Origin of the sequence: Azospirillum sp. TSO5, from assembly GCF_003116065.1 — a bacterium.
Taxonomy (GTDB): Bacteria; Pseudomonadota; Alphaproteobacteria; order Azospirillales; family Azospirillaceae; genus Azospirillum.
In genome coordinates, this window is record NZ_LGQY01000008.1 from 16,351 (window position 1) to 43,339 (window position 26,989).

General features: G+C 67.0%; 25 protein-coding genes and 1 pseudogene. 8 read left to right on the forward strand and 18 right to left on the reverse strand.

All coding sequences use genetic code 11. The annotated features are described in order from the left end of the window. Positions 1 to 46 precede the first annotated feature (46 nt). Positions 47 to 592, forward strand: a complete 546-nt coding sequence (locus tag TSO5_RS02250; RefSeq protein ID WP_109150055.1) for a fasciclin domain-containing protein — start codon at positions 47 to 49, stop codon at positions 590 to 592. An 82-nt stretch (positions 593 to 674) separates the two neighbouring features. Here the strand turns inward: TSO5_RS02250 and TSO5_RS02255 are convergent, their stop codons facing one another. The 5 genes from TSO5_RS02255 to TSO5_RS33575 all read right to left on the reverse strand — a co-directional run bounded on the left by TSO5_RS02255 (position 675) and on the right by TSO5_RS33575 (position 6,904). Further along, complete coding sequence (locus TSO5_RS02255; protein WP_109150056.1) at positions 675 to 4,232, reverse strand: tetratricopeptide repeat protein; 3,558 nt, start codon at positions 4,230 to 4,232, stop codon at positions 675 to 677. Between the two features lies 1 nt (position 4,233). After that, positions 4,234 to 4,956: a flagellar motor protein MotB gene (locus TSO5_RS02260; protein WP_109150057.1), complete on the reverse strand. Its 723-nt coding sequence runs from the start codon at positions 4,954 to 4,956 to the stop codon at positions 4,234 to 4,236. Beyond that, positions 4,953 to 5,780, reverse strand: a complete 828-nt coding sequence (locus TSO5_RS02265) for a hypothetical protein (RefSeq protein WP_247870545.1) — start codon at positions 5,778 to 5,780, stop codon at positions 4,953 to 4,955. Before TSO5_RS02265 ends, TSO5_RS02260 begins: the two co-directional genes overlap by 4 nt. A gap of 4 nt (positions 5,781 to 5,784) precedes the next feature. Beyond that, on the reverse strand, positions 5,785 to 6,492 hold the full coding sequence (locus TSO5_RS02270; protein ID WP_109150058.1) for a protein phosphatase CheZ: 708 nt from the start codon (positions 6,490 to 6,492) through the stop codon (positions 5,785 to 5,787). A gap of 283 nt (positions 6,493 to 6,775) precedes the next feature. Beyond that, positions 6,776 to 6,904, reverse strand: coding sequence for a hypothetical protein (locus TSO5_RS33575; RefSeq protein ID WP_256379245.1), 129 nt, complete (start codon positions 6,902 to 6,904; stop codon positions 6,776 to 6,778). Between the two features lie 329 nt (positions 6,905 to 7,233). Between TSO5_RS33575 and TSO5_RS33580 the strand changes: the two genes are divergently transcribed. Beyond that, on the forward strand, positions 7,234 to 8,229 hold the full coding sequence (locus TSO5_RS33580; protein ID WP_109150059.1) for a patatin-like phospholipase family protein: 996 nt from the start codon (positions 7,234 to 7,236) through the stop codon (positions 8,227 to 8,229). A 95-nt stretch (positions 8,230 to 8,324) separates the two neighbouring features. After that, entirely contained in the window at positions 8,325 to 9,905 is a 1,581-nt protein-coding gene (locus tag TSO5_RS02280; RefSeq protein ID WP_109150060.1) for a matrixin family metalloprotease, read from the forward strand. Between the two features lie 24 nt (positions 9,906 to 9,929). Here TSO5_RS02280 and TSO5_RS02285 read toward each other — a convergent pair whose 3' ends face one another. Then, positions 9,930 to 10,901 (reverse strand): SAM-dependent methyltransferase, encoded by a 972-nt coding sequence (locus TSO5_RS02285; RefSeq protein WP_247870546.1) that lies wholly within the window; start codon positions 10,899 to 10,901, stop codon positions 9,930 to 9,932. Between the two features lie 209 nt (positions 10,902 to 11,110). Here TSO5_RS02285 and TSO5_RS02290 point away from each other — a divergent pair, with 209 nt between their 5' ends. Then, the gene (locus tag TSO5_RS02290; RefSeq protein ID WP_109150061.1) at positions 11,111 to 11,392 is read left to right on the forward strand and encodes a (2Fe-2S)-binding protein; all 282 of its coding nucleotides are present in this window, start codon (positions 11,111 to 11,113) and stop codon (positions 11,390 to 11,392) included. Between the two features lie 471 nt (positions 11,393 to 11,863). Beyond that, positions 11,864 to 12,169 carry a hypothetical protein gene (locus TSO5_RS02295; protein WP_109150062.1) on the forward strand — a complete coding sequence of 102 codons (306 nt, stop codon included), beginning with the start codon at positions 11,864 to 11,866 and terminating at the stop codon, positions 12,167 to 12,169. A gap of 61 nt (positions 12,170 to 12,230) precedes the next feature. Here the strand turns inward: TSO5_RS02295 and era are convergent, their stop codons facing one another. From era to rpoZ, 7 genes are all read right to left on the reverse strand, one after another. Beyond that, positions 12,231 to 13,136, reverse strand: coding sequence for a GTPase Era (gene era, locus TSO5_RS02300; protein WP_109073170.1), 906 nt, complete (start codon positions 13,134 to 13,136; stop codon positions 12,231 to 12,233). 265 nt (positions 13,137 to 13,401) lie between these two features. Then, positions 13,402 to 14,187 (reverse strand): ribonuclease III, encoded by a 786-nt coding sequence (gene rnc, locus TSO5_RS02305; RefSeq protein WP_109150063.1) that lies wholly within the window; start codon positions 14,185 to 14,187, stop codon positions 13,402 to 13,404. Further along, positions 14,188 to 14,955: a signal peptidase I gene (lepB, locus tag TSO5_RS02310; RefSeq protein WP_109073131.1), complete on the reverse strand. Its 768-nt coding sequence runs from the start codon at positions 14,953 to 14,955 to the stop codon at positions 14,188 to 14,190. After that, a complete protein-coding gene (gene acpS, locus TSO5_RS02315; protein WP_109150064.1) occupies positions 14,952 to 15,437 on the reverse strand; it encodes a holo-ACP synthase in 486 nt (161 codons plus the stop codon). The genes lepB and acpS overlap by 4 nt, the downstream gene beginning before the upstream one ends. Next, a complete protein-coding gene (locus TSO5_RS02320) occupies positions 15,434 to 16,186 on the reverse strand; it encodes a pyridoxine 5'-phosphate synthase (RefSeq protein WP_109150065.1) in 753 nt (250 codons plus the stop codon). The genes acpS and TSO5_RS02320 overlap by 4 nt, the downstream gene beginning before the upstream one ends. A gap of 119 nt (positions 16,187 to 16,305) precedes the next feature. Beyond that, on the reverse strand, positions 16,306 to 18,465 hold the full coding sequence (locus TSO5_RS02325; RefSeq protein ID WP_109150066.1) for a bifunctional (p)ppGpp synthetase/guanosine-3',5'-bis(diphosphate) 3'-pyrophosphohydrolase: 2,160 nt from the start codon (positions 18,463 to 18,465) through the stop codon (positions 16,306 to 16,308). Between the two features lie 142 nt (positions 18,466 to 18,607). Beyond that, on the reverse strand, positions 18,608 to 19,042 hold the full coding sequence (rpoZ, locus tag TSO5_RS02330) for a DNA-directed RNA polymerase subunit omega (RefSeq protein WP_109150067.1): 435 nt from the start codon (positions 19,040 to 19,042) through the stop codon (positions 18,608 to 18,610). Between the two features lie 267 nt (positions 19,043 to 19,309). Here rpoZ and TSO5_RS02335 point away from each other — a divergent pair, with 267 nt between their 5' ends. Beyond that, complete coding sequence (locus TSO5_RS02335) at positions 19,310 to 19,951, forward strand: NYN domain-containing protein (RefSeq protein WP_247870547.1); 642 nt, start codon at positions 19,310 to 19,312, stop codon at positions 19,949 to 19,951. An 85-nt stretch (positions 19,952 to 20,036) separates the two neighbouring features. On the opposite strand, the gene pdxA is transcribed toward TSO5_RS02335, so the two are convergent. The 3 genes from pdxA to lptG form a co-directional block, all read right to left on the reverse strand. Further along, complete coding sequence (pdxA, locus tag TSO5_RS02340) at positions 20,037 to 21,065, reverse strand: 4-hydroxythreonine-4-phosphate dehydrogenase PdxA (protein ID WP_109150068.1); 1,029 nt, start codon at positions 21,063 to 21,065, stop codon at positions 20,037 to 20,039. Beyond that, positions 21,062 to 22,522: a peptidylprolyl isomerase gene (locus TSO5_RS02345; protein WP_109150069.1), complete on the reverse strand. Its 1,461-nt coding sequence runs from the start codon at positions 22,520 to 22,522 to the stop codon at positions 21,062 to 21,064. Before TSO5_RS02345 ends, pdxA begins: the two co-directional genes overlap by 4 nt. Positions 22,523 to 22,694: 172 nt before the next feature. Beyond that, positions 22,695 to 23,789: an LPS export ABC transporter permease LptG gene (gene lptG, locus TSO5_RS02350; protein WP_109073123.1), complete on the reverse strand. Its 1,095-nt coding sequence runs from the start codon at positions 23,787 to 23,789 to the stop codon at positions 22,695 to 22,697. A gap of 280 nt (positions 23,790 to 24,069) precedes the next feature. Between lptG and TSO5_RS02355 the strand changes: the two genes are divergently transcribed. Together TSO5_RS02355 and guaA are read left to right on the forward strand one after the other, a co-directional pair. Continuing rightward, positions 24,070 to 24,648, forward strand: a complete 579-nt coding sequence (locus TSO5_RS02355; protein ID WP_109150070.1) for a GNAT family N-acetyltransferase — start codon at positions 24,070 to 24,072, stop codon at positions 24,646 to 24,648. Between the two features lie 36 nt (positions 24,649 to 24,684). After that, on the forward strand, positions 24,685 to 26,253 hold the full coding sequence (gene guaA, locus TSO5_RS02360) for a glutamine-hydrolyzing GMP synthase (RefSeq protein WP_085089616.1): 1,569 nt from the start codon (positions 24,685 to 24,687) through the stop codon (positions 26,251 to 26,253). Between the two features lie 77 nt (positions 26,254 to 26,330). On the opposite strand, the gene TSO5_RS32525 is transcribed toward guaA, so the two are convergent. Next, positions 26,331 to 26,471: a hypothetical protein gene (locus TSO5_RS32525; protein WP_158282329.1), complete on the reverse strand. Its 141-nt coding sequence runs from the start codon at positions 26,469 to 26,471 to the stop codon at positions 26,331 to 26,333. Positions 26,472 to 26,699: 228 nt separating this feature from the next. Further along, positions 26,700 to 26,989: pseudogene (locus TSO5_RS02365) on the reverse strand (lytic transglycosylase domain-containing protein); the annotation flags it as partial.

The window sequence follows — 26,989 nt, forward strand, 5'->3', positions numbered from 1 at the left end:
TGTTGTGTCCGCGGGAAGCGGACCTTCACCGACAAGAGGGAATGCTATGAAGAAGGTTGCCACCGTGGCGATCGCCACCCTTCTTTTTGCCGGTTGCGCCAATGCGGCCATGGAAAAGATGGTCGGCGGCGCGCCGATGTACCCGAGCAAGACCATCGTGGAGAATGCGTCCCAGTCCAAGGACCACACCACCCTCGTCGCCGCCGTGAAGGCCGCCGGGCTGGTCGACACGCTGAACAGCAAGGGCCCGTTCACCGTCTTCGCACCCACCAACGAGGCCTTCGCCGCCCTGCCCGCCGGCACCGTCGATACGCTGTTGAAGCCGGAGAACAAGGCGCAGCTGACCAAGGTGCTGACCTACCACGTCATTCCCGGCAAGCTGGACGCCAAGGACATCGTGGCCGACATCAAGAAGGGCAACGGCAAGGCGATGCTGAAGACGGTTGAAGGCATGCCACTGACCTTCACCCAGTCCGGCGACGCCGTGATGGTCGCCGACGCCTCCGGCAACATGGCGCGCGTCACTATCGCCAACGTCGAACAGTCCAACGGCGTCATCCACGTCATCGACAAGGTCCTGCTGCCGAAGTAACGGCCCAAGGCCATCGGCGCGGAGCGGGCGGCGGGGCGTCGCAATGCCCCGCAAGGCGTCCCGCCGCCTTATGAAGTCGGCTTTAGGACGTCGGCTTATCGGCCGACTGCTTTCCGCCGCGATATTCCTTCAAAAACTTCTTGAACATATCCACTTCCGCGACGCGGGAGCGGATGGTGCCGACGTCGATCAGGCCCATTGCCTGTTCGGGGCGGGTCAGAATGCGGAAAGCGTCCTCATTCGGCCCGCCCTTCATCGACCCTTCGAAATCCTTCTTCAGCAGGTTCAGCCCGTTGCCGTCACCGGCCAGCGCCAGGGCCACCGCGCGATTCAGCACCAGCTGCGACATGTTGGGGTCCAGCTGTTTGCCGGCGGCGGGTGGCGGGCCGATCACCTTGTTCAAGGCCAGCGCCGCGGCATCCCATTTCTGACCCTTCCAGGCGATGTCGACACGCAGCAGGTTGGCGTTGGTGCTGTCGTCCTGGGCCAGAAGCTGCATCGCCTCGTCGCCGCGGTTCAGCTCGGCCAGCGCCTTGGCCTGCATCAGCCGCCGTTCGGCCGTCAGGTCGGCCGGCAGTCCGGCGACATTCGAAAGTTCCAGCGCCTTCAGCGCCTCTTCCGGCTTGTTGTCGAGCAGCCGGACGGAGGCCAGCCGCGTGCCGACCCGCGCCTTGTCCAGACCGGACAGACGATATTCCACCTGATACTGCAGCAGGTCGGCCGCACGGTTCAGCAGATCGATGGAGATCAGCCGTTCCGCCAGTTGCCGGATGATCTCGTCGCCGGCCTCGCCCACCGGGGTCAGCTCGCGGAACTGGTCGTAGAGCTGCAGCGCGTCCAGCGTTGGCAGGCGCTGCGCCCCATCCTTGAACAGGTCGGCGAAGATGCGCGACATCTCCTTGGTGATTGCCTCGGCCCTGGGCGTGTCGGCGACCAGGGCCGCCGTCTCCTTCATGGTGTTGAAGCCCTTGGCATATTCGCCGCCGGCGATCAGCACCTCGCCCATGCGCGAGCGGATTTGCATCTCCAGATCGTCGCCGCGCCAGGTGAATGTCAGGCCGGCCAGCTGCTCCGCCGCGGCGGTCGGCGACATCTTGCCTTCCGACAGTTCCAGATTGGTCAGCGCCAGTCCGGCCTTGGCGCGATAGAGCCGGTCATAGCTGTTGTAGGCGGCGGTCAGCTGTTCCCGCGCCTGATCGATCTCGCCGGTCTGGGCGAAGAGCAGGCCGCGCAGATATTGCGTCTGCGGGTTCTCCTCCTGATCCGGGCCGCTGTGTTCGATCACGCGGTCGAACAGCCGCTTGGCGGTGGCGGAGTCGCGCGTCTCCAGCGCCGCTTCCGCCGCCCTCAGGCCGAGCTTTCCGATCATCGGTTCGGGGTAGCTGTTCAGGATCGGGCCCGACGCCTTGAAGCCGGCCATCGCCTTCGGCCAGTCGCGGCGGTCGGCGGCGATGGCGGCGCGCCACAGATTGGCTTCCGGATTGCCGGCCAGCGACGGGATCGACAGGTCGGCCTCTGCCCCGTCGAGGTCGCCGGTCAACACGCGGGCGGCACCGCGCAGCGCGCGGAACTCCGGCCAGCCCTCCAGATCGGGTTGGTTCTGCTGCAGCACGTCCAGCATGCCGAGCGTCTCCTGCCCAAACCCGTTGGCGAAATAGAACCGCGCGAGGTCGAGCTGCGCCTTCGGCCGCTCCGATTCCGGCGCATTGACGACGGCCAGTTGCAGGTCCTGCCGCGCCTCGGTGAAATGGTCGAGGTCGCCATGCTTCCAGGCCGGCAGATTGAACAGGCGGCGGCCCTGCATCTGTGCGGGTTGCGCCTTCGGCGGCTCCATGGCGGACGAGGCGCCGCCGGCCGGCGGATTGACCGGAAGCGGCGCCGCGGCCAGCTGCGACGGAACCGGCTGGGGGGCTGATGCCGGTGCTGGCGGCGGCGCGACCGCCGGGTTGCCGGCATCGGCGGCCGGCGACAGGTGCAGCCCGCCGGCGGTGGTCAGTTCCACCCCCTCCTTGATCGCGCGCACCGTCACATTGTCGGAGATCGGCCGCACCACCACGCCCTGATAGGAGGGCATCACTTCCAGGTCGGGATAACGGTGCGGTTCGGGAACGCCCTGCCCCGGGCTGGGCAGCGGGACCACCTGGATGCGGTCGCCGACGTCGGGATCGGCGAACTGCACGACGTTCGCCGCGTCGGGTGCGCGCACCAGCAGCCGGGCGCCGAGAAGGAAGTCGGGGTCGGGCTCCACCCGGAGATCGCCGGCGCTGCCCATGTTGGCCGGACGGGCGGAGGACAGGATGCGCCATGTGGTGCCCTGCCGTTCCACCGTCGGCCAGACCATCGGGCCGATCTTGGTGCGGAACACGGTGCCGCCGGTCGCCGGTACCGGCTCCACCGCGCCCATCAGTTCGGACCCTGGGCCACTGAGCTTCCCGGCGCCGATGGGCATGGGGCGGTCGAACACGACGTAAAGCTGGCCCGCCCGCGGATAAACGGCGATGGAGGCCGGTCCGCCGGTGTCGAAGGTCAGCACCGGTCCCTTCGGACCTGCCGCCGGCTGGGCCTTGGCATCGGCAGGCGCTGCGGGCGCGGCCTTCGCTTCCGCCGGCGGAACGCTGGGGGCCACGACATTGGCCGCAGAGTGGGGCGCCGCGGCATTGGCCGCGATTGCGGAACGGCTGGAGGTCGCCGACGCCATCGTGGGCGCGTCCCTGCCGCCTTCCCCGGCGGTGTCCTTGGCCGGCGCCGGCTGGCTGCTGCTGCCCTGCCCCGCAGCGGTCCCCTGGGAACCGGCGGCAGGCGGAGCGTCGCTCTTGGGCAGGCCGGCGCGTGAGCCGGGATTGCCGACGGACAGCACCACCGACTTGCCCGATGCGCTGTCGGTCACCTCGGAATCCTGCGGCACGGCCAGCGTCACCGCCAGCGCGCCATCGGCCCGCCGATAGGCTTCCACATTCCGGATGTTGCGCAACGCCGCCTTGGAAACGGCCGATAGGTCGGCGGTGCCGCCCTTGTCGAAGGCGACCGTCACCGCGGCGCCGTCGCGCGTGACCGTGTAGCCGACCGGCGACGGCCAGTCGAAGGTCAGGCGGCTCTGGTCCGGCTGGTCGGCCCCGCGCACGCGCAACCGCCCGGCGGACGGCACCGGCTTTACCGCTTCGGCTTTCGTGGTCCCAGGCTTGGAGGGTTCAGGAATGGTGGGCTCGGGCTTCGCGTCCTCCGCCTTGACGGCCGTCTGCGGTGCGGCCGGCGACAGGTCGATGGCGATGGCGTTGCCGTTGCGGAAGCTTTTCAGCGAGACCGGGCGCTTCAGGTCGAAGGAGATCGTCTTGCCATCCGCCTCGACCCGTCCGGCGGCCAGATAGCCGGGCAGCGCCCGCACCAGACGGTCGAGCGGGGCGTCGATGCTGTCCGTGAAGGTGACGACCAGCCGGTCGCCCTCGACCGACGCGGTGTAATCGACCTTGCCAGGCCAGTCGAAGACCAGCCGGCCGAAATCCTTGTGGGTGCCGCCGCGCACCGGAACCGTGGCGGCGTCCGCGTCCAGGGGAGACAGCAGGACCGGCACGGCAAGCAGCGCCACCGCAGCGGCACAGCCGCGCAGCCAACGCTTCCACTCTTGGGCCGTCCGGTCCGTCACCTCAATCCGCTCCTTCCTCTCGCACCACGATGTCCACCGGCAGGCGCCCGCTGCCGGCGCCCCCTGCCCCATCAACCGGCATCATCACCGCCCGTGCCACCAGATCGCGGCGATAGCCGGTCTCGCGCAACGCAGCGGAAACGGCGACCGCCCGCGTCAACGCCCGTTCCCAGGCCACACCGCCCGTCGCACCCTCGTGCTCCGCATGGCCGACCAGCTCGATCCGGTTGCCGATCCGGCCGATGACGGCGCCCAGCAGGAACAGCACCCGCCGCCCCTCCTCGGTGAAGGCGGCGCCGGTGGGATCGAACATCCGCTCGCCCGGCAGACGGATGACGACACGGTCATCTTCGCGCCGAACCTCGACCACCGCCAGTTCCGTATTCGACCGCAGCTGGCTTCCCAGCAGGGCCGCCAGATAATGCAGGTCGATGGCCGCCCTGGCCTCCACCGCCTTGGCGTTGAAGGCGGCGCCGGGATCAGTGGGCCGATCCGACGGAGTGCTGGCGGTCGACCGCGCGGCGGGGATCGCCTCCGCCACGCCCTTCGCCAGACGGGTCCAGCGCTCCGCCTCCGGCTCGCTCATCGAATACATCAGGACGAAGAACGCGAGCATCAGGGAGATCAGGTCGGTGAAGCTGATCAGCCACAGCGTCTTGCGCTGGCCGCCGCGATCGTCCGCTTCCGCCCCGGCCTTGCTGACGACGCCCGGAATGCGGATCATTTCCGCACCTCCGGCTTCCCCGCCTTCGGGGTCAGCTTGGGAGCCGCCTTCGCCGCCGCCCCATCCTCGTCCCAGCGCAGGGAGAACAGCAGGCGCACGCCGCCCGGCTCCCCGCGCTCGATCCCGATGGTGACGTTGCCGGCCGGCGCCCCATCCTCGACCAGTGCGCGGGCCAGAACCCCGGCACGGGCGACCGGCCCCGGCGGCTGGCTGGGCGTTCCCGTCGGCCCGATGCCGAGCAGCGCGTCCAGTTCCACCCGCTCGCCCTGGCGCGACTGGCGCAGGGCATCGGCGATGCGGTCGATCAGGCCCTGGCGGTCCGGCCGGAGGGTCATGGTGCCGGGAAGGAACAGGTCGTCGGCCGGCAGCCGGACCTCCAGCAACTGGCCGGGAGCGACCACCTCCACCTTGGCGACCGCCACCGCGGTGGCGAACAGGGTGCCGACATCGTCCAGCCGCTGCACGGCGAAGACGGTCCCGGCACGCGAGGCCACCGGTTCGGCGCCCTCACGAAGGCGCGGGTCGATGACGAAGCTGGGAAAGGTCCGCTCCAGCGAGGCGGCGACCGCCTTCACCTTCTGCACCGTCTGCACCGAATTGGCATTCAGCACGATGAAGAAGACCAGAAGCAGCAGGAACAGCGACAGCAGAAGCAGGATGCTGCCGTTGTTCGGGTTGGCATGGCCGCCAACACCGGACCTGGCACCGACACCGCCGGCACCCGCGACCCGCAGCGGCGACAGCCCGGCGTTCCCCGTGCCCGGTCCTGCACCTTGGGCCGTGTGGCCGCCGGTGGGCCTGCTGATGGGTGCGCCGGGCAGCATGGCGTCAGTCGAAGCTGGCCAGCAGACGGTCGATCTCGTCCTGGTCCATGGCGTTGCCCGGCATCTGCGGCCCGTGCAGAAGCTGCTTGTCCGCCTCTTCCTCGCTCATCGGCTCGTAATGGACGGCGGCCTCCGCCTCCTCCGCCGCCAGCTTGGCCAGCCGCGGGGCGTGGTTCTGCCGCACTTCGCTGCCGAAGGCGGCGACGATCATGTCGACCTTCGATTCGATGTGCTTCAGCGTCCGCACCACCTTGCTGATGCGCTGGCCGGTAATGTCCTGGAAGTTGCAGGCCTCGTAGATCTTGGTGATCTGGTCGTTCAGCTTCGCCGAGCTGTCCGCGTCCGTCTGGCCGGCGATGGCGCCGATGGCGTCGCAGGCGTCGAAGATGGCGAAGGTCGCCTTCTCGGTCGCGCCGATCACCGCATCCAACTCGTCCGTGGCGGTGCGGATATGTTCGTCGCGGATTTCGGCCGGCTGCAGCGCCGCGATTTCCTGCTTGGCCGTCTCGATGAACTTGGCGAGGTCCACAACCTCCTTGTAGAGGCGCAGGTCGGTGGCGGAGATGTCGCCGTCCATGCTGCCCAGGATGTTGCGGACGATGTCCGTCACCTCGTCACGCGACAGCGGCTTTGCTGCTTCCGCGAAGGCGGCGTCGAGGCGCTGTCTCAGGAGCTTCTGTTCCGTCACGGCGGATTGGGCGGAGAAGGTCATCGGGCGTGTCCAGCGAGAGGGGCAAGGCCTTGGCGGAATATGCCGGAACCACCCCGGTCCGCGCCCTCCAGCGAGCGCCCGTCGAGTGCCCTTACGGCGGAGGTTCGACGCTCCGTCCGATCGTGGCGCCCAACCGTCCCAGGAACTGTCCGAGCCGACCAAGCCTATGGTCGTGAGGGTTAATAGCCCGTAAAGAGGACCGCGCCGCAGCTTCCTTGGCGGCGCCGAAGTTGCCGGCGCGCCACACTGTGGCGCGTTCGACCGGATTGCGGCAGGCCGGGGCTCAGAACAGCCCGGCGGCGGCCGGCGCACCAAGAAGCGCCGCCAGGACCAGCAGGGTAACGGCAATCAGCCGCTCCGCGGTCGACCAGCGTTTCCAGTCCTTTCTGAAGCTTTTCAGTTCGTCGGCCATGGCAAGCCTTCCGCGTTCGGGAACTACACTGCAACGCAACGAAAATGCATCGGGTCCAGTTGACGCATGGTTAAAATCAGCCCGAATGACGATCACACCTTCGTACTGGCACAGAAATGCCACAGTCGCGGCCTTGAAACCGATGATCCAGGTCAAAGGTCGGATAAATTTTCGCCATTTGCCAATTCAACTGCGGCGATCGCCGGCACTCCGGCGGCGTGCCACTTCCGGCGGCTTCCGATACCGGCCGGCGATGCCTAGATGATAAGCTCTAGATCAAGCCGCCGGCCGATATCGGAGTCTGGTGGGGGCGCTGACAGGGGAAGCGGATGGCGAAGGAAACCGACCTGAAGATCGGGCTTGCCCTGGGCAGCGGCGCTGCGCGCGGCTGGGCGCACATCGGCGTCCTGCGCGCGCTGGAGGAAATCGGGATCAAGCCCGACATCATCTGCGGAACCTCCATCGGGGCCGCGGTCGGGGCCGCCTATCTGACCGACCAGATGGACGAGTTGCAGTCCTGGGCGCAGAAGATGGGCTGGCTGGGCATGCTGGGCATCATCGATCTCACCTTCCGCCGCGGCGGTCTGGTCGCCGCCGAGAAGGCGTTCGGCCGCTTCGACAACGAACGCAGCAATGTCCTGATCGAGGATCTGCCCCTGCCCTTCGCCACCGTCGCCACCGATCTGTCGACCGGGCGCGAGATGTGGCTGCGCGACGGCCCGCTGATGTCGGCGGTGCTGGCGTCGGCCGCCATGCCCGGCCTGTTCCCGGCGGTGCGGCGCGATCACCACCTGCTGGTCGACGGCGCGCTGGTGAATCCGGTGCCGGTCTCGCTGTGCCGGGCCCTTGGAGCCGACGTGGTGGTGGCGGTCAACCTGAACAGCGAGCTGTCGCCGCTGGGACGGCCGAACGGCCGCGGCAAATCGGATGGAGTCAAAGCGGTGTCGGCCAAGGTGCCGGAACCGGTGGTCGCCGGCGGCGATGCCGGCTCGCCCGCCTTTTCGCACCTGACCAGCCAGATTTCCACCTGGCTTGGGCGCAAGCCCACCCAGCGGACCCGTTTCCTGGCCGATCAGATCGACGATGCCCAAGCCCACAAGCCGATGCCGAACGCCCTGGAGGTCATGGCGGGCTCCATCGACATCATGCAGGACCGCATTACCCGCTCGCGGCTGGCCGGTGAGCCGCCGGATGTGCTGATCGCGCCGCGGCTGGCCCATATCGGCATCCTGGAGTTCGACCGCGCGGCGGAGGCGGTGGAGATCGGCCATGCCGCCGCCTCGATGCTGCGTCCGTCCATCGAACTTGCGCTGCGCCGTGCCTGACCTGTTGCGCTCGAGAGCTTGCTCGTATTTCGTATAAGCGGTAGTCCGGAATCCCTCTGGACAACTTCACCGATCGCCGCGAGAGCCGAGCGTCCATGAGCCAATCCGCCCTGACCGCCAACATTTCCGCCCTGCTCGCCAGCGGGACGCCACATTGGGGCAACAACGGCACCGTGCTGAACGGCAGGTCCGTCGGCGCCGCCGTGACCGTGACCTATGGTTTCCTGACCAGCGCGCGGCAAATCTCCACCGCCGATGCCGCCGGTTTCGCCGCCATGAACGGCGCGCAGCAGGCTGCCGTCCGGCAGGCGCTGGCGGCATGGAGCGCGGTCGCCAACGTCACCTTCACCGAGATTGCCGACCCCACCGCCGCCGCCGTCGCGTTCGGCACCAACCGGCAGTACGGCCAGTCGGCAGCCTACGCCTATTACCCCTCCACCGCCTCCCAGGGCGGTCAGGTCTTCCTGGCCAACGACAGTTCCACGAACACCGACCCGACGACGGGCAGCTACGGCTACATGACGATCATCCACGAGATCGGCCATGCGCTGGGCCTGAAGCATCCCGGCAACTACAATGCCGGCTCCAGCGAAGGGACGGAGGGTCCGTACCTGTCGTCCGCCCAGGACAATTATGCCTACAGCATCATGTCCTACAACGACAGCGACGCCCTGCCGTCGGGCGTCAATCTGACCGGCCCCAGCCTCTACGACATCGCGGCGATCCAGTATCTCTACGGCGCCAACATGTCGGCCGCCCCCGGCGACACCAGCTACACGCTGAACATCGGCAGCTTCATCACCCTGTGGGACCCCAACGGGCACAACAGCCTGAACGGCAGTGCCCAGACGGCGGCGCTGTCGCTGGACCTGCGCGACGGTCAGTTCAGCAGCGCCGGCTCCACCACATTCCTGGCCCTGGCCTACGGCACGAAGATGCAGCAGGCGATCGGCGGCAGCGGCAACGACAACTTCACCGTCAACAGCCTGGGCGATGTGCTGGATGGCGGCGCCGGCACCGACACGGTGGTGTTCAGCGGCAGCCGCGCGCAATACAGCGTCCAGCAGCTGGACGGCAGCCACACCATCGTCAACGGCCCCAACGGCACCGATGTCCTGACCAACATCGAGTATCTGCGCTTTTCCGACAGCAGCAGCGCGCTATCGGCCACGGTGTCCGGCAGCTTCGACACCCTGCGCTACATCGCGTCGAATGGCGACCTGATCGCCGCGTTCGGCGCCGACACGGCCGCCGCGGCCCAGCATCTCGCCAATTCCGGCGTTTACGAAGGCCGCAGCCTGAGCGGATTCGACCCCTACAATTATCTGGCTGGCTACGGCGATCTGATGTCGGCCTTCGGAACCGATGCCACCGCGGCGACCCGTCACTTCATCGATCACGGCTATCGCGAGGGCCGCAATTCCAGCCTGTTCGACACGCTGTCCTACGAAGCCAGCAACCCCGACCTGATCGCCGCCTACGGCAACAACCGCGAGGCCGTGGAGCTGCATTACATCCAGTTCGGCAGGTTCGAGGGACGGTCTCTCAGCAGATTCAATGCCGCCGCCTATCTGGCCGCCAACCCTGACGTCAAGGCCGCGGTCGGCGGCAGCCTGTCCGGCGCCCGGCAGCACTATGTCAGCTTCGGCTATGCCGAAGGGCGGGCGGTGGCCTGACAATATTGGGCGAAGGGTCGGCGCTCACCGCGCCGGCCACATCCAGGTCAGCTCGTGCTTGTTGTGGTGCAGGTGGATCACCCGGCCGCCGGGGATCGCCGCGAAGGCGCGGGCGGTCTCATGGTCGGTTTCCGCCTGGAATTTCAGCGTGCAGATGAAGCGTTTGGCCAGCCCGCTGTCCATCCACTCCTTCACCAGCCGCAGAAGCCGGGTCGGGTAGCAGATCACGTCGCAGCACAGCCAATCGACCGGTCCGACCGCCGCCGGCTTCAGGCCGAAAGCGCTTTCCTGCCGGATCTCCACCCGCGGCAGGGCGGCGATGGCAGGGTCGAGCGGCGCCTTGTCGACGCTGACCACCGACGCCCCCAACTCGTGCAGCACCCAGGTCCAGCCACCCGGACAGGCGCCGAGATCGAGGCAGCGGTCGCCCGGCCCCGGCTGCTCCCCGAACAGGGTCAGTGCCTCCCAAAGTTTCAGATAGGCGCGGTTGGGCGGCACCGTCCGGTTCTCGACGAAGGTCACTTCACCGTTGCGGAAGGGGCTGGAGCAGCGTGCCGCGGCGATGATGGTGGACTCGTCCGTCAGCGTCCAGGAGCCCAGCGGCGCGGTCGGCAGGGGCGACGGGAAGACCACCGGCTTGGCAGAGACGTGCGGCAGGTTCTCCTGGATCAGGGCAGCGCGGCGGTGATGCCGCTGCGACCACGGTGCCCAATTCCGCTGGATCCCGCGCAGCGCCTTGGCACCGCCCTTGATCGAGGAGAACTCGATGCGCACCGGGTCGTACCAGATGTTCTGCGCCCAGGCGGCCGGGCGCGCCGGGCCGTCGACGAAGACCAGACGGCCATCGACCGACGCGACCTCCCCCAGTTCCGCCACCAGATCGTCGAGGAAGCCGTCCGCCGCCAGATAAACCGTCTGGCCGAGAGGGGTCACCACCGCGCCCGGCGAGGGCTGCGGAGCGTTTTCGGAGGCGTTTTTGGGGGTGCTGTCGTCCATGCCCCACGGGCTACCGCCGCCGGCCGCCGAATGCAAGCGCAAGGATGCGGGAGCCCCCCCTTTCGAACTTACGCGAAGGAGGGTGTGACAAAGCGTCTCGAAACCTCTTATATGCGATCGGTTCGCAATAGCAGCATTGACAACGATTCTCACTCTCAGCTATTGCTGGACCCAGGAAATGCTCCGCAACCGACCGTCGCCGAGGGCTAATGTACGTCTGCATCTGCCACGCGTTGAACGACAAGAAGGTCAAGGCCGCGCTGGATCAAGGCGCCACGACCCCGGCCTCGGTGTTCCGCCATCACAATTGCCAGGTCCAATGCGGCAAATGCGTGCCCACCATGCGCAGCATGGCCAGCGAGCATCGCGCCGTCATGGCCCAACAGGCCGCCATCGCCGCAACGCCGGTGGGCGCCCCCTGCTGCGGCACGGCGATGCCGGAACCGGCCAATGCCGAAGCCATCCCGGCCTACGCCGTCGCGGCCGAGTGAGCAGGCGCACGGACGCTCTACCACTTCCGACTTTCTGCCCGGTTTGAGGGTTACAACCTCGCCTTTAGGCTGCGACAGATTGCGCGCCGTCTATGATTTTTGGGCGGATTGACCCTGCCCTGCCAATCCGGCACAAAAGCGTCACCAAAACAAAAGAACGTCGTCAAAAAGGCGGCGTATAAAAATGCCAACGGGCCGGATGAAACCGGCCCTGGAGGAAACGCAATCCAACCAGGAAGACTTCCTCGGCCACCGGGTTTGCCTTGTCCTTTTCGGGCCGGGGCAACCCGGCGGATTTGGATTCGGACGGATATCCCGCAACTGCTAAATCGCATTGCAAAATCGCTACGGCTTCTCCCAAAGGGGCTGTGACGACTGCGCTTCCGGTGCGTTTGCGCAGTATCGGCGCGGGGCTATCCTGCCAACCGGCCGAGAGGTCAAAATCGGTTGAGGATCAAAGGAGGACACCTCATGAGCCGCCGCAACCGGCAAGCCTTCGACACGCTGAGCCGTGAGCTCGTGCTGCGCGCCACCGACCGCATGGAAACCCTGCGATCCATGGTGGAGCGCGCGGGCAGCGACCGGCGAGAGACGTGGGAGCGCACGCTCGACCGCCTCCGCGGACTGAACAATCGTGCCATCGCCCGTATCGAGGCCACCCACATGGCCGATGACGACGCATGGCCCTTCGCCCGTGCCCAGGCCGATCAGGCGATGATGGACCTGATGCGTGCGCTGGACGACTTCGACGGCCATCTGCGCCTTATGGCCGCCTGAGGACGCTTTACTAGCCTTGAAATGGAAAAGGCCCTCTCCCGCGGGAGAGGGCCTTTGTCGTTCAGGACGCCCCGAAATCCAGCCCCCAGGCCGAATAGCGTTCCGGGTCGTCCACCCAGCCCTCGCGCACCTTCACGAACAGGATCAGGTGGACGCGACGCTCCAGCATCGCCGTCAACTCGGACCGCGCGGCGGAGCCCAAAGCCTTGATCCTCTGGCCGCCCTTGCCCAGCACGATGGCCTTCTGGCTTTCGCGCTGCACGAAGATGACCTGCGAGATCTTCACCGATCCGTCGTCGAACTCCTCCCACACCTCGGTCTCGACCGTGGCGGAATAGGGAAGCTCCTGGTGAAGCTGCAGGAACAGCTTCTCGCGGGTGATCTCCGCCGCCAGCAGGCGCATCGGCATGTCGGAGATCTGGTCCTCCGGGAAATGCCACGGCCCTTCCGGCAGCCGGTCGGCCAGGAACTGCTTCAGATCGGCGACGCCGTCCTCGGTGAAGGCCGACACCATGAAGATGTCGGAGAAGATCCCTTCCTGCCGGAAGGCGTCGGCGATCCCCAGCAGGACGTCGCGCTTCACCAGATCGATCTTGTTCAGGATCAGGATCGCCTCGCGCCCCTGCTCCTTCAGCCGGGCGACGATGCTGCGGGTGTCCTCGTCGATCGAGCGGCGTGACACGTCGTACAGCACGCCGATCACGTCGGCGTCCTCCGCCCCCTGCCAGGCTGCCGCCACCATGGCGCGGTCCAGCCGGCGCTTCGGCTTGAAGATGCCGGGGGTGTCGACGAAGATCATCTGGGCGTCGCCCTGGATGGTGATGCCCAGCACGCGGGTGCGGGTGGTCTGCACCTTCGGGCTGACGATCGACACCTTGCTGCCGATCATCGCGTTCAGCAGCGTCGACTTGCCGGCATTGGGTGCGCCGACCAGGGCGATGAAGCCGCAGCGCGGATGCTCCGGCATCGTCGGCAGCGGCGGCAGGACGGAGATGGGCTGCCCGCGCGGAGCATCCTCATCATCCTCGTACTCATCGTCCTCGTATTCGCCGTCTTCGCCGTCGAAGTCGCCCTCGTCGGCGTTTTCGTCGGCGTCCTCGCCCGCAACGTCGCCGTCCTCGCCGCCATCCTCATGGTCGAGCGCTTCGTCGTCCGTCACCGACTCCGGTGACGGCTCCACGGCTTCGGAACCGGGCGTCTTGTTCTGCATCTTGTCGATGTCGTCGCGACCGTCAGTCATCGACCTGTACTCCCACCTGGCGCAGCAATGTGCTGGCCGCCTTCTTTTCCGCGATGCGCTTCGACGAGCCGGAGCCGCTGACCGGCTCCATTCCCGCGACATGCACCGCAACCACGAACAGCGGCTCGTGCGCCGGGCCGCTGCGTTCGATCAATTCATAACGGGGCAGCGGCTTTCCGCGCCCCTGCGCCCATTCCTGCAGCGTCGTCTTGCTGTCCAGCGGCGGCGGCGTCGCCTTGTCGATCTCGCCGGCCAGCGCGTGGCGGACAAACCGCGTCACCGGTTCCAGCCCACCGTCGAGATACATGGCGCCCAGCACCGCCTCGCAGGCATCGCCCAGGATGGTGCGATTCTCCCGCCCACCGCTCTGCGCTTCTGCCGGCGACAGGCGCAGATAGGCGCCCAGCCCGAGGGCGTCAGCGACGCGGCCCAGCGATTCCCGGCGAACCAGCGCTGCATGCCGCTTGGCCAGCGCCCCTTCGCGCTCGTTCGGATAACGCTCCAGCAGCCATTGCGCGACCACCAGCCCGACGACGCGGTCGCCCAGGAACTCCAGCCGCTCATAGGCGATGCCCGGTCCCTTGTGCGACTTGCGGCCGGCCCGTTCCAGCCCCATCAGGCTCGGGTGGGTGACCGCGTCGCGCAGCAGCGACGGGTTGGAAAACTCGTAGCCCAGCGCACGCGCGAGGCCGGCGACATCCGCGGACTGGACGGCGCCATCAGCCTCGGGTTCAGAGCCGGCGCCTGCGTCGGCAGGCGCCTTGGTGACGGTGGACACTTACCGGACTCCGTTGAACAGACGGCTGAAGCGCAGATCGACCGGCCAGCGCCAGATCTCGTAGAAGCGCGTGCCCTCGTCGAGTGAGAAGAACAGGAATTCGGCGCGGCCGACCATGTTTTCGATGGGAACGAACCCGACCTGCGACGGCACGCGGCTGTCCAGCGAGTTGTCGCGGTTGTCGCCCATCATGAACAGATGGCCGGCCGGCACCTTGAACACCGGGGTGTTGTCGAGCGGACCGTTGTCCGACTCCTCGATGATGCGGTGGGTGCGGCCGTTCGGCAGCGTCTCGATGAACTGCGCGGTGCGGATGCTGCGGCCCAGCGGATCGGTGGTGACGTAGTCCTCGATCCGCTCGCGCTTCACCGGCTGGCCGTTGATGTGCAGGATGCCGCCGATCATCTGGATGCTGTCGCCCGGCAGGCCGATCACCCGCTTGATGTAGTCGGTCTTGTTGTCGCGCGGCAGCTTGAACACCGCCACGTCGCCCCGCTCCGGCATGGAGCCGAAGATGCGGCCCTCGAACAGCGGCAGGCCGAAGCCGACCGTGTATTTGCTGTAGCCGTAGCTGTATTTCGACACGAACAGGTAATCGCCGATCAACAGGGTCGGGATCATCGACCCCGACGGAATGTTGAACGGCTCGAAGGCGAACGTCCGCACGCCGAAGGCGATCAGCACGGCGAAGATCACCGTCTTGACGGTCTCGGCGAACCCGGATTCCTTGGTCTTGGCGCTGGACGCCGTTTCTTTCTGAAAGGTCATTCTGGGTTCGCCGTATTGGTTGGCATTGTGGGCTTGGTTGGGGCGGACTCGATCGGTTCGGCGCTGATGACGACGAAGGCCTCGGCCATCGGGTATTCGTCGGTCAGCGTCACATGGATGCGGGCGCGCATGCCTGGCGGCGTGATCGCCTCCAGCCGGGCCAGCGCCCCGCCGGTCAGGCGCATGGTCGGCTGGCCGGACGGCAGGTTGACCACCCCCATGTCGCGCCAGAACACCCCGTCGCGGAACCCGGTGCCCAGCGCCTTGGAGCACGCCTCCTTGGCGGCGAAGCGCTTGGCATAGGTCGAGGCGCGGGCGTTGTTCTTCGCGGCGGAGCCGGCGCGGCGTTCCGACTTGGCCTGCTCGATCTCGGTGAAGATGCGGTCGATGAAGCGCTGTCCGAAACGCTCCAGCGACTTCTCGACCCGCCGGATGTCGATCAGGTCGTTGCCGATGCCGAGGATGGTGCCGGACATCATCATGAGGCGGGCGCCGCCGCGTTCCGCGCCGTGTCCATGGCCTTGCGCATGCGGGCGATGGCGTTGGTCAATCCGACGAAGATGGCCTCGCCGATCAGGAAATGGCCGATGTTCAACTCGACGATGGTCTGGATCGCCGCCACCGGACCGACGGTGTCGTAGCTCAGCCCGTGACCGGCATGGCACTCCAGCCCGATGGCCTCGGCATGGGCGGCGGCGCGGACGATGCGCGCCAACTCCGCCTCGCGCGCCGCCGGATCATGAGCGTCGCAATAGGCGCCGGTGTGCAGTTCGACCACCGGGGCGCCGAGGCGCTTGGCGGCGTCGAGCTGCGCCGGTTCCGGATCGATGAACAGCGAGACGCGGATGCCGGCTGCACCCAACTCCCCGACCGGCCGGACCAGTTGGTCGTACTGGCCGATCACGTCCAGCCCGCCTTCGGTGGTGACCTCGGTGCGCTTTTCCGGAACGAGGCAGGCCGCGTGCGGCTTGTGGCGCAGCGCGATGCCCAGCATCTCGCCGGTGGCCGCCATTTCGAAGTTCAGCGGGCGATCGATCTCGACCATCAGCCGGTCGATGTCGCGATCCACGATGTGGCGCCGGTCCTCGCGCAGGTGGGCGGTGATCCCGTCGGCCCCGGCCTCGATGGCGAGCCTCGCCGCGCGCACGGGATCGGGATGCGCCCCACCGCGCGCGTTGCGGACGGTCGCCACATGGTCGATGTTCACGCCGAGGCGCAGGAAACGGGACATGCACGGACTCCAATGCGTCGCCGCCCGCCGGAACGGGCGGGGACGATTCCGTCTATATAGCTGTGCTCCGGCCTTCCGTCACGCCGAACCGACCGATGCACCCGCGGATGACAGGGAATTTACCGTCCCCGCGCCCGCTCCACCGAATGGATGGCCGGGGTGGCGCGCAGGGCGGCCATGATGTTGGTCAGGTGCTTGGCATCCTTCACGTCGATGTCGATCAGCAGCTCGAAATAGTCGGTGCTGCGGTTCGTGATCTTCTGATGGATGACGTTGCCCTGGTTCTTGCCGATCACCGTGAACAGCGTGCCGAGCGAGCCCTGTTCATTGGCGATGACGACGCTGATGCGGCCGACATGCTCCTCCGGCGAATCCGGACCGGTCTCCCACGAGACGTCGATCCAGCGTTCCGGCGATTCGTGAAAGCTCTCCAGCGTCTCGCAGTCGATGGTGTGGATCGTCACGCCCTTGCCGGTGGTGACGATGCCGACGATGCGGTCGCCGGGCAGCGGGTGGCAGCAACGGGCGTAATGCACGGCCATGCCCGGAATCAGGCCGCGGATCGGCAGCGCCGATTCCTTGCGGTTCTTCGCCTTCGGCTTCGGCGCGCTCTCCTCCGTCTCGCGGACGGCGGGGGCGGCCTGCGCCTTGTGACCGGGGAAGACGGCGTGGAAGACTTCGCGCACCGAATGCAGGCCGGAGCCGACACCGGCCATCAGATCGTCCACCGTCGGCTGCTGGAAGATCTTGGTCGCGGCTTCCAGAGCCTTTTCGGTGAACTCGTAGCCTTCCGACTTGAACTGCCGCATCAGCATGCCGCGGCCCAGTTCCATATACTGGGCGCGCTGCTGGGTGCGCAGGAACTTGCGGATGCGGGCGCGGGCCTTGCCGGTGACGACGAAGCGTTCCCAGCCCGGAACCGGCGTCTGCGCCTTGGAGGTGACGATGTCGACCTGATCGCCGTTCTGCAACTGGGTGCGCAGCGGCAGCATGCGGCCGTTGATCTTGGCGCCGACGCAATGGTCGCCGACCTGCGAGTGGACGGCATAGGCGAAGTCGACCGGCGTGGCGCCGCGCGGCAGCGCGATCAGATCGCCCTTCGGCGTGAAGCAGAAGACCTGATCCTGGAACAACTCCAGCTTGGTGTGTTCCAGGAACTCTTCCGGCTTCTGCGCATGTTCCAGGATGTCCAGCAGCTCGCGAAGCCAGCGGTATTCACCGCCGTTCGGGCGCGGCTGGTGGTCCTGCTTGTAGGCCCAGTGGGCGGCGACACCCAGCTCGGCGATCTCGTGCATGTCCTGGGTGCGGATCTGCACCTCGATCCGATTGCGGCCGGGACCGATCACGCCGGTGTGCAGGCTGCGGTAGCCGTTGGGCTTGGGCGTGGAGATGTAGTCCTTGAAGCGCCCCGGCACGACCGGATAATGGGCGTGGACGATGCCCAGCGCCTGATAGCATTCGCCGACCGTGCCGACCGTGATGCGGAAGGCCATGATGTCGGACAGCTGTTCGAAGCTGACATTCTTGCGCTGCAGCTTGCGCCAGATCGAATAGGCCGACTTCTCGCGGCCGGTCACCGATACGTCGGGCAGCCCTTCGGACGCCAGCAGCTCGCGCAGCTCGGTGATGATGGTCTGGACGCGGTTCTCACCCTCGCTGCGCAGGCGCGCCAACTGGGCCAGGATGCTGTCGCGCGCGTCCGGGTTCAGTTCGGCGAAGGCAAGATCGTCCAGCTCGTCCTTGATCTTGTGCATGCCGATGCGTTCGGCCAAGGGCGAGTAGATTTCGATGGTTTCGCGGGCGATGCGGCGGCGCTTTTCCGGCTTTTTCAGGTGGAACAGCGTGCGCATGTTGTGAAGCCGGTCGGCCAGCTTCACCAGCAGGACACGGATGTCCTCCGACATGGCGATGACCAGCTTGCGGAAATTCTCCGCCTGCTTGGCCTGCTCGCTGTTCAGCTCCAGCCGCGACAGCTTGGTGACGCCGTCGACCAGCCGGGCGATCTCCTTGCCGAACACCCGCTCGATGTCTTCGAGCGTGGCGACGGTGTCCTCGACCGTATCGTGAAGCAGCGCGGTGGCGATGGTGCCGGCGTCCAGCTTCATCTGGGTCAGGATACCGGCGACCTCCAGCGGATGGAGGAAGTAGGGATCGCCCGACGCGCGCGTCTGCGACCCGTGCGCCTTCATTGAGAAGACATAGGCGCGGTTGAGCAGATCCTCGTCGGCCGAGGGATCATACGCCTTGACGCGCTCGACAAGCTCGTATTGCCGGATCATGCGGCCCGACCCGGCGCGCGCGGCGCCTCAAATGTGTGCGTGGTGGTCCTGAGCGAACCAAAAGGGAGCCGGATGCTCCCCAACCCATTCTTCGATGAGGGGGCGTCGAGCCCCCTCCGTGTTCTGCGGTCGTTGTCCAGAATCAGAGGTCTCCGTCGGGATCCTCGGTCATGGCGAAACCAGCGCCCGGCTCGGCATCCATGTCTGCGGCGATGTCGTCGTCCTCAGCCAGTTCCTCGCCGTCGCTCTCGCTCATGCCGTCTTCGTCGCCCAGCGAGGTGTTGCCGCGCGCGGCCCAGTCGTTCTCGCCGGCCATCAGCTCGACGATCTCTTCCTCAGGCTCATCCGGCTCGACATGCTTCTGGTGGCCCTTGATCAGGGCGTTCTTCAGATAGTCCAGCGACACCGTCTCGTCCGCGATCTCGCGGAGCGCCACGACCGGGTTCTTGTCGTTGTCGCGGTCGATCGACAGCGGAGCGCCGCTCGCGACCTCGCGGGCGCGCTGGGCGGCCATCATGACCAGCTCGAAACGGTTCGGAACCTTCAGGACGCAATCTTCAACGGTAACGCGGGCCATGCCAGACGAACTCCGGAGTCATAGGAGGCTCTAGACTATATGGATGTGGCCCGATAGGTGCAAGCGCGAACGACAGCGTTGCTGCATTGCGCCAGGGGAACGTCCCGGAAAAATGTCCCTATACATCAATGTGGTGTCCCGGAACAGTCGGCGACCGCTGCCCCCTTGTATGTTCGCCTTCAATACACTAGATTTCAAAATTGGAACGTGGGTCTTTCCGCGTAATCCATGCATTTTTTCACAAGCAGCGATGGAAGGATCCTGGCATTGGACCGCAATTCGACTTTGCCGCGTGATGTCAGCAAGTTGTTTTACAAGGAAGAGCGTCTCGCTCTGTTCATAGACGGCGCCAACCTTTACGCCGCAGCGCGTTCGTTGGGCTTCGACATTGATTACAAAAGGTTGCGTGACGGCTTCGCCGGGGAAGGCCGGCTGGTTCGCGCCTTCTACTACACCGCGCTGGTCGAGGATCAGGAATACTCGCCGATTCGTCCGCTGGTCGACTGGCTCGACTATAACGGCTACACCATGGTCACCAAGCCGACCAAGGAGTTCACCGACGCGTCGGGCCGGCGCAAGATCAAGGGCAATATGGACATCGAGCTGGCCATCGACGTGATGGAGATGGCCGACCATGTCGATCACATCCTGCTCTTCTCCGGCGACGGCGACTTCCGCCGGCTGGTGGAGGCGGTTCAGCGCAAGGGCGTGCGCTTCAGCGTCGTCAGCACCGTCCGCTCGCAGCCGCCGATGGTCGCCGACGAACTGCGCCGTCAGGCCGACAACTTCATCGAACTCCAGGATCTGGCGCCCTTCATCGCCCGCACCCACCATCACCGCGAACAGGCGCCGACCCACCATGACCAACAGGGTGGGCCGACGATGTACGATCCCGACGACCGGGGCTGATCGCACCGGAAGGATGACCATGAAAAAAGGAGCGCACGAGCGCTCCTTTTTCATTTGTGCGGTGATTTGTTCGGCAGTGCCGCGTTTAAGGAGCGCTTGTCCGCCGCCGGTTCCGCGCCATCCGATCGGCCGTTTTCAGCGCCGCGATCAGGCTGGTCGCGTTGGCGGCACCCGTGCCGGCAATGTCCAGCGCGGTCCCGTGGTCGGGCGAGGTGCGGACGAAGGGCAGGCCCAGCGTGATGTTCACGCCGCCGTCGAAATCCACCGTCTTCACCGGGATCAGCGCCTGATCGTGGTACATGCACAACGCTGCGTCATAGCCGCGGCGGGCGGCGGCGTGGAACATGGTGTCGGGCGGGCGCGGGCCGGAAACGTCGATGCCGTCCGCGCGCAGGATGGCGATCGCCGGTTCGATGATGTCGATCTCTTCGCGGCCCATCGCCCCGCCCTCCCCCGCATGGGGATTGAGCCCGGCGACGGCCAGTCTCGGCCGCTCGATGCCGAAATCACGCGCCAGCGAAGCCGCGGTAACGCGGCCGGCATGAACGATGGCATCGGTGGTCAGTTGGTTCACCGCGTCGCGCACCGACACATGGATGGTCACCGGGACCACCCGCAGATCGGCGGCGGCCAACATCATGATCGGCTCGTCGGCCAGTCCGGCCAGATGCGCCAGATATTCGGTGTGGCCGGGATGACGGAAGCCGGCGGCGTAGAGCGAGGATTTCTGGATGGGGTTGGTGACCACGGCCGCCGCTTGGCCTCCCTGCACCAGGGCGACCGCTTGGTCGATGCTGGCGATCACCGCCGCACCATTGGCAGGGTCAGGTTTTCCGGCGATGACTGCGGTACCGAGCCCCACCGGCAGAACCGGCAGAACCCGGTCGAACAGCGCCACAGCCTCCTCCGGCGACGACACCGCCTGGACCGGAACCGCCAGCCCGAGCTTCGCGGCGAGCGCAGCCAGCCGCGCAGGGTCGTCGAGGACGACGAAGGGCGGCAAGCCGGCCTCATGCCGGGCCGCCCAGGCCTTCAGCGTGATGTCCCCGCCGATGCCGGCCGGCTCCCCCATGGTGAGAGCCAGCGGCAGCTTGTCCGGCGGGGGGGCGGTCACAGGCGCGTCTCGATGAAGGCGGTGCGGCGCAGGTCACGGAGATAACGGCGCGACAGCAGATCCGCACGCTCGGCGATCAGCTCGCGCTCAATCTCGTCGCGACCGGGCAGCTTGGCCTCCTTGATCGGAGTCGGCGCCGCCGGCGGCGGCGGAGCCGGCTGGGCCTGCGGCGGCGGCTGGATCATCGGCACGTCGCGCTTGCAGACGATCAGGATCACCGCGGCGGCCGGGCTCATCAGCACCGGGCTGGCCTGCCCCAGCGGGATGCCCAGCGCGAGGTTCTGCAGGCCCGGCGCCATGTCCTTGACCCGCATGGTGCCCATGTCGCCCGATTCCGGCATGCCGGTTTCCTTGGCACGGGCCTGGAAGTCGGAGCAGCTCTTGATCGACTTGCGCAGCTTCTCGGCCTGTTCCTTGACGGCCTTGGCCTGTTCCTTGGATTCGATCGGAATGATGATCTGCTTCATGTTGACGGTGGCCTTGGCCACGTCGGGCCGCGCCTGCGGACGGGGCGCCGGCGGCTGGGCGACCGGCATCGGAACTTCGCCGCCGCTGCTGCCGAAGGGCCGCTGGCCGCGCACCAGCAGGATGTGATAGCCGGTGGCGGTGCGGATCGGCGCCGACAGCTGCCCACCGCGCATCCCGGCCAGCGCCTTGTCGACCTCGGGCGACAGTTCGCCGCTGCGCACCCAGCCGAGATCGCCGCCCGACGCGGCGCCGGCCGACTGCGAAAACTGGCGGGCCAGCGCGGCGAAGTTGCCGCCGCGCTTGACCTCTTCGACCAGACGCTCGGCATTGCGGCGCACCTCGTCGTCCTGGTCGGGGCTGTCCACCGCCAGGAAGATCTCGGCGACCAGATATTCCGGCTTGCCGATGTTGGCCTTCAGCCGCTCCATCGCCGCGTCGATCTCGTCCTCGCCGACGACGACCTCCTGACGGATGCGGCGCTGCATCACCTTCTGCCAGCCAAGCAGCGCGCGAATCTGATCCTTCAGGGTGGAGACCGGGACATTCTGCCGCTTCAGGGTATCCTGAAGCTGCTGTCCATTCATCCGATTCTGCTCGGCGATGCGCTTGATGGCGTCCTCGATCTCGGAGGCGGACACCGTGACGCCGAGGCGCTTTGCCTCCTGCATCTGCAGGCGCTCGTCGATCAGCAGACGCATCACCTGCGGGGTCAGGCGCTTGATCGTCTCCGGATTGCCGGCGGCTCCGGCGTTCAGCAGAGCCATGCGGATGCGGGCGTTGACGTCCGAAACCGAGACGACCTCGTCATTCACCACGGCGGCGATGCCTTCGGACCCCGGTGCCCGCGCCATCTGCGTGCCCTGGTCGGTCGGCCGGGGGGCCGCAGCGCCGGCGGCGGCCTTGACGGACTGCGCCGCGGCGGGCAGGGCCAGAAGCGCGCAGGCGGTCGCCACGGCGACGGTGGTCCGGACGGCTCGCAAACTCGACATGCTGCTCAAGCTCCAAAAACGGGTCGCCCGTTATTACGGTGGGGCCGGTGCCCCATGCAAACGGAATCGGACCTTGCCATTCAGTGCGAAACCAACTGGGCGGAATTATGACCGAAGGGGATAACCGGTCGCTTTGCGGCGAATGGCCCCACCCCCATCCGGTCGTTTTCCGTCAGCCGTCCTCCAGATGAAGAAGGGCCGCGGTTCCCAGCAGCAGGCTGATGCCGGCCGGACTCCACGCTGCCATCACGATGGGGATCGTCTCCGACATGCCGAAGGTGCGGACCACGTCGGTCATCACGAACAGGACGAATCCGGTCAGCACGCCGCCGGTGACCATCGCCATCGTCCCGCCGCGCCTTGGCAGCCGCAGCGAGAATGCGGCGGCGAACAGCACCATAGCCAGGAACAGGAAGGGCTGGGCCAGCAGCGACTGGTAATGCAGCCGGTGCCGCACGGCAGGGAAGCCGGTGGTCTCCAGCGTGTGGATGAAGCGCGGCAGCTCCCAGAAGGAGATCGTCTCCGGCGGGGCGAAGCTCTCCTCGATGGTGGCCATGTCCAGCTCGGTCGGGATCGTGTAGCTGTCGAGCTTCTCCGGATCCTTCTTGGCCCGGTTCAGAACGGCGTCCTGCAGTTCCCACTTGCGGTCCTTCAACTCGGCGCTGGGGGCGTCGACGCGGCCGAGATAGTTCTGATCGGCATCGAACAGGAAGACGATGACGTTCGACAGCTCGAAGGTCACCGGATTCACCAGCTCCGAATGGATGAAGAACTGTTCCTTCTCATTGGTCTGGCGCAGCCACAGGCCGGAGCGCGAAATGTTCAGCGTGCTCGACTGCAGTTTCAGATAGCGGTCCTGCAACTGCTCGTACTTGGCGATGAACACGGCGCCGACCGGATTGATCAGCGTCACCTTCACCACGCCGATGGCGGCGGCGGCGAACATCACCGGCATCAGGAATTGCCAGGCCGAGACGCCGACGGCACGGGCGACCACCAGTTCGGCGCTGCGCGTCAGCCGCCAGAAGGTGAACATGCCCGCGAACAGGATGACGAAGGGGAAGATCTGCTGCCCGATCTCCGGCAGCTTCAGCAGCGCCATCTCCACCACCAGCCCGAAGGTCACATGTGGTTTGGTGCCGGCGCGGCGCAGCAGTTCCACCGTGTCCAGCAGCAGCACGATGGCGAGCAGGATCACCATCAGCAGGCAGAACCAGACGATGAACTGCCGCCCGATGTAACGGGAAAGCGTAGGCGAGGAATACATGCGGTGTCCGGTCTCCGGAGCCCCGCCCGGCGCGCCGCCATGGCGCTTGAGGCGGACTGGCGCGGCCCCGCCCGATAGCATCGGTGCGGGCCCCCGCCGGAACAGTCCCGGCTGTTTACCCCTGTTGCGGCGCGATGACAACCGGGCCGGGGGCAGGCCTCCCTCCCGCCAATCACGCGGCCCTATCGTTGGTGACGCATTCCTGCCTCCTTTTCCGGCTGGACTTCCTGCATCCGCACCCCAAACTGTTGGTATAGAGGCTGCACGGGAGGGTCGGTCGATGACGGACACCACGGTCGCAATCCGCCAGGCGCATGCGTCGGACGCCGACGACATGGCCCGCGTCCATGTGCAGAGCTGGCGGTCGACCTATCCCGGCCTGATCCCGGCGCAGTTCCTGGTCAATTTGTCCGAGCCGGCCGCCGCCCAGCGCTGGGCAGCCATCGCCGAGACGCGCGGCCCCGGGCAGGGCGCCTTCGTCGCCGTCGATGTCGCTGGCGGGATCGCCGCCCCCGGCACGATCGTCGGCATCGCCTCCTTCGGCACGCGGCGCGTCGCGGTGCAGGGCCACGCGGGGGAGTTCCACGCGCTCTATCTGCTTGACGACGCAAAGGGTTACGGCATCGGCCGGCGGCTGATGGCGGCGATGGCCGACCGTTTCCTGGCGGCTGGCGTCCGGTCGGCCGCGGTGTGGTGCCTGCGCGACAACCCGTCGCGCTGGTTCTACGAACGGTTGGGCGGCATCAAGGTGGCGGAACGGCCGATCCGCTTCGCCAGCACCGATCTGGTGGAGATCGCCTATGGCTGGCGCGACCTGACGCCGCTTGCACGCTTGTCGGCGGGGCCGGAGGTGCGGTAGTGAGGGGCCTTGAGTCCCCCGCATCAGGATTCGTCGATGTCCAGCGCCGCTTCCCTTTCCGCCGAACGCGTCCTCATTCTCGATTTCGGGTCGCAGGTCACCCAGCTCATCGCCCGCCGTGTGCGCGAGAGCGGGGTCTATTGCGAAATCCATCCCTTCGGCATGAGCGACGAGCGTATCCGCGAGTATGACCCGAAGGCCATCATCCTGTCCGGCAGCCCGGCCTCCGTCACCGAGGCGAACGGCCCGCGCGCGCCGCAGGCGGTGTTCGACCTGAAGGTCCCGGTGCTCGGCATCTGCTACGGCCAGCAGACGATGTGCCAGCAGCTGGGCGGCAACGTCTCCGGCTCCGACCACCGCGAATTCGGCCGCGCCTTCATTGAGATCAAGGAGCCCTGCGCCCTGTTCGACGGGCTGTGGGAGGTCGGGTCGAAGGAACAGGTGTGGATGAGCCACGGCGACCGCGTCACTGCGCTACCCGACGGCTTCCGCGCCGTGGCGGTCAGCGACGGCGCCCCCTTCGCCGCCATCGCCAATGACCAGCGCCGCATGTACGGCGTGCAGTTCCACCCGGAGGTGGTCCACACCCCGCATGGCGCCCAGCTGCTGGCGAACTTCGTCCACCGTGTCGCCGGCATCAAGGGCGACTGGACCATGGCCGCCTTCAAGCAGCAGGCCATCGAGAAGATCCGCGCCCAGGTCGGCAAGGGCAAGGTGATCTGCGGCCTGTCCGGCGGCGTCGATTCGTCGGTCGCGGCCGTGCTGATCCACGAGGCCATCGGCGACCAGCTGACCTGCATCTTCGTCGACACCGGCCTGATGCGCGCCGGCGAGTCGGAAGAGGTCGTGCGGCTGTTCCGCGACCATTACAACATCCCGCTGGTTCACCGCGAGGCATCGGACCTGTTCCTGGGCAAGCTGGCCGGCGTCACCGACCCGGAGCAGAAGCGCAAGATCATCGGCGGCCTGTTCATCGACGTCTTCGACGAGGAGAGCGCCAAGGTCGGCGGGGCGGAATTCCTGGCCCAGGGCACCCTCTATCCCGACGTGATCGAGAGCGTGTCCTTCACCGGCGGCCCGTCGGTCACCATCAAGTCGCACCACAATGTCGGCGGCCTGCCGGAGCGGATGAAGCTGAAGCTGGTGGAGCCGCTGCGCGAGCTGTTCAAGGACGAGGTCCGCGCTTTGGGCCGCGAACTCGGCCTGCCGCCGGCCTTCATCGGCCGCCACCCCTTCCCCGGCCCGGGCCTCGCCATCCGCGTCCCCGGCGAGATCACGCCGGAGAAGCTGGAGATCCTGCGCAAGGCCGACACGATCTATCTGGAGGAAATCCGCAACGCCGGCCTCTATGACGCGATCTGGCAGGCTTTCGCCGTTCTGCTGCCGGTCCGCACCGTCGGCGTGATGGGCGACGGCCGCACCTACGACCATGTGCTGGCTCTGCGCGCCGTGACCTCCACCGACGGTATGACCGCCGACTGGTACCCCTTCCCCCACGACTTCCTGGCGCGCGTGTCCAACCGCATCGTCAACGAAGTGCGCGGCGTCAACCGCGTCGTCTACGACATCACGTCGAAGCCGCCGGGGACCATCGAGTGGGAATGAGGCAAGCGGAAGCTATTGCTGGTGAAGGACGAAGGGGCGGGAAACCGCCCCTTTTCTTTTGCCCGTTCAGTTGCACCTCAGAACAGCGACTCGACCGCCTGCGTCCTGGGACTGCGCCGCTTGCCGCGGGCGGGCTTGGGGCTGGCCGGCAGGAGGCCTTCCCGCTGGGCGCACAGGTCGTGCCAGACGCGGCCGGGCCGCTCCGGCGTCCAATACATGGGTTCGCCAAGCAGCACCTCTTCGCCGCAGCAACTGCAGGGAGGGTATGGGCTGGATGTGTGTTCGGACCGGTCCATCTCACCGTTATGCCAGTGGTGAGGCGATCCGTAAGTGATACGGATCAAATCAGACCGCAATGGCGCAAAAAATTGTCCGGCTCACGCTGGCCCGGTGGTGGGCCGCGGCTCTCCCACCGTGGAGACGCGGGAGCCGACCGCCATCGCTTCCTACCGCGCGTCGGCCAGCGCAACGCAGGCGCGGTCGCGGCCGGCGAGGCTGCCGCAGCCGTCGGCGCGCTGGGAGACGAAGCGCATCACCACGCGCTCGCCCTTGCCGACCGATTGCGGGGGAAGCAGCGCTTCGGCGACCTGCGTGGTGAACTGCGGGCTGACCCTATGCGTGGTCGGCGGCGGCGAGTCGAGACTGGCGACCTGGACCGGCTTGGCGGCGGGCAGCACGGGTGCGGGCAGTGACGCCACCGCCACGGGGGCCGGGGTCGGGGCTGGGGTCGGGGCCG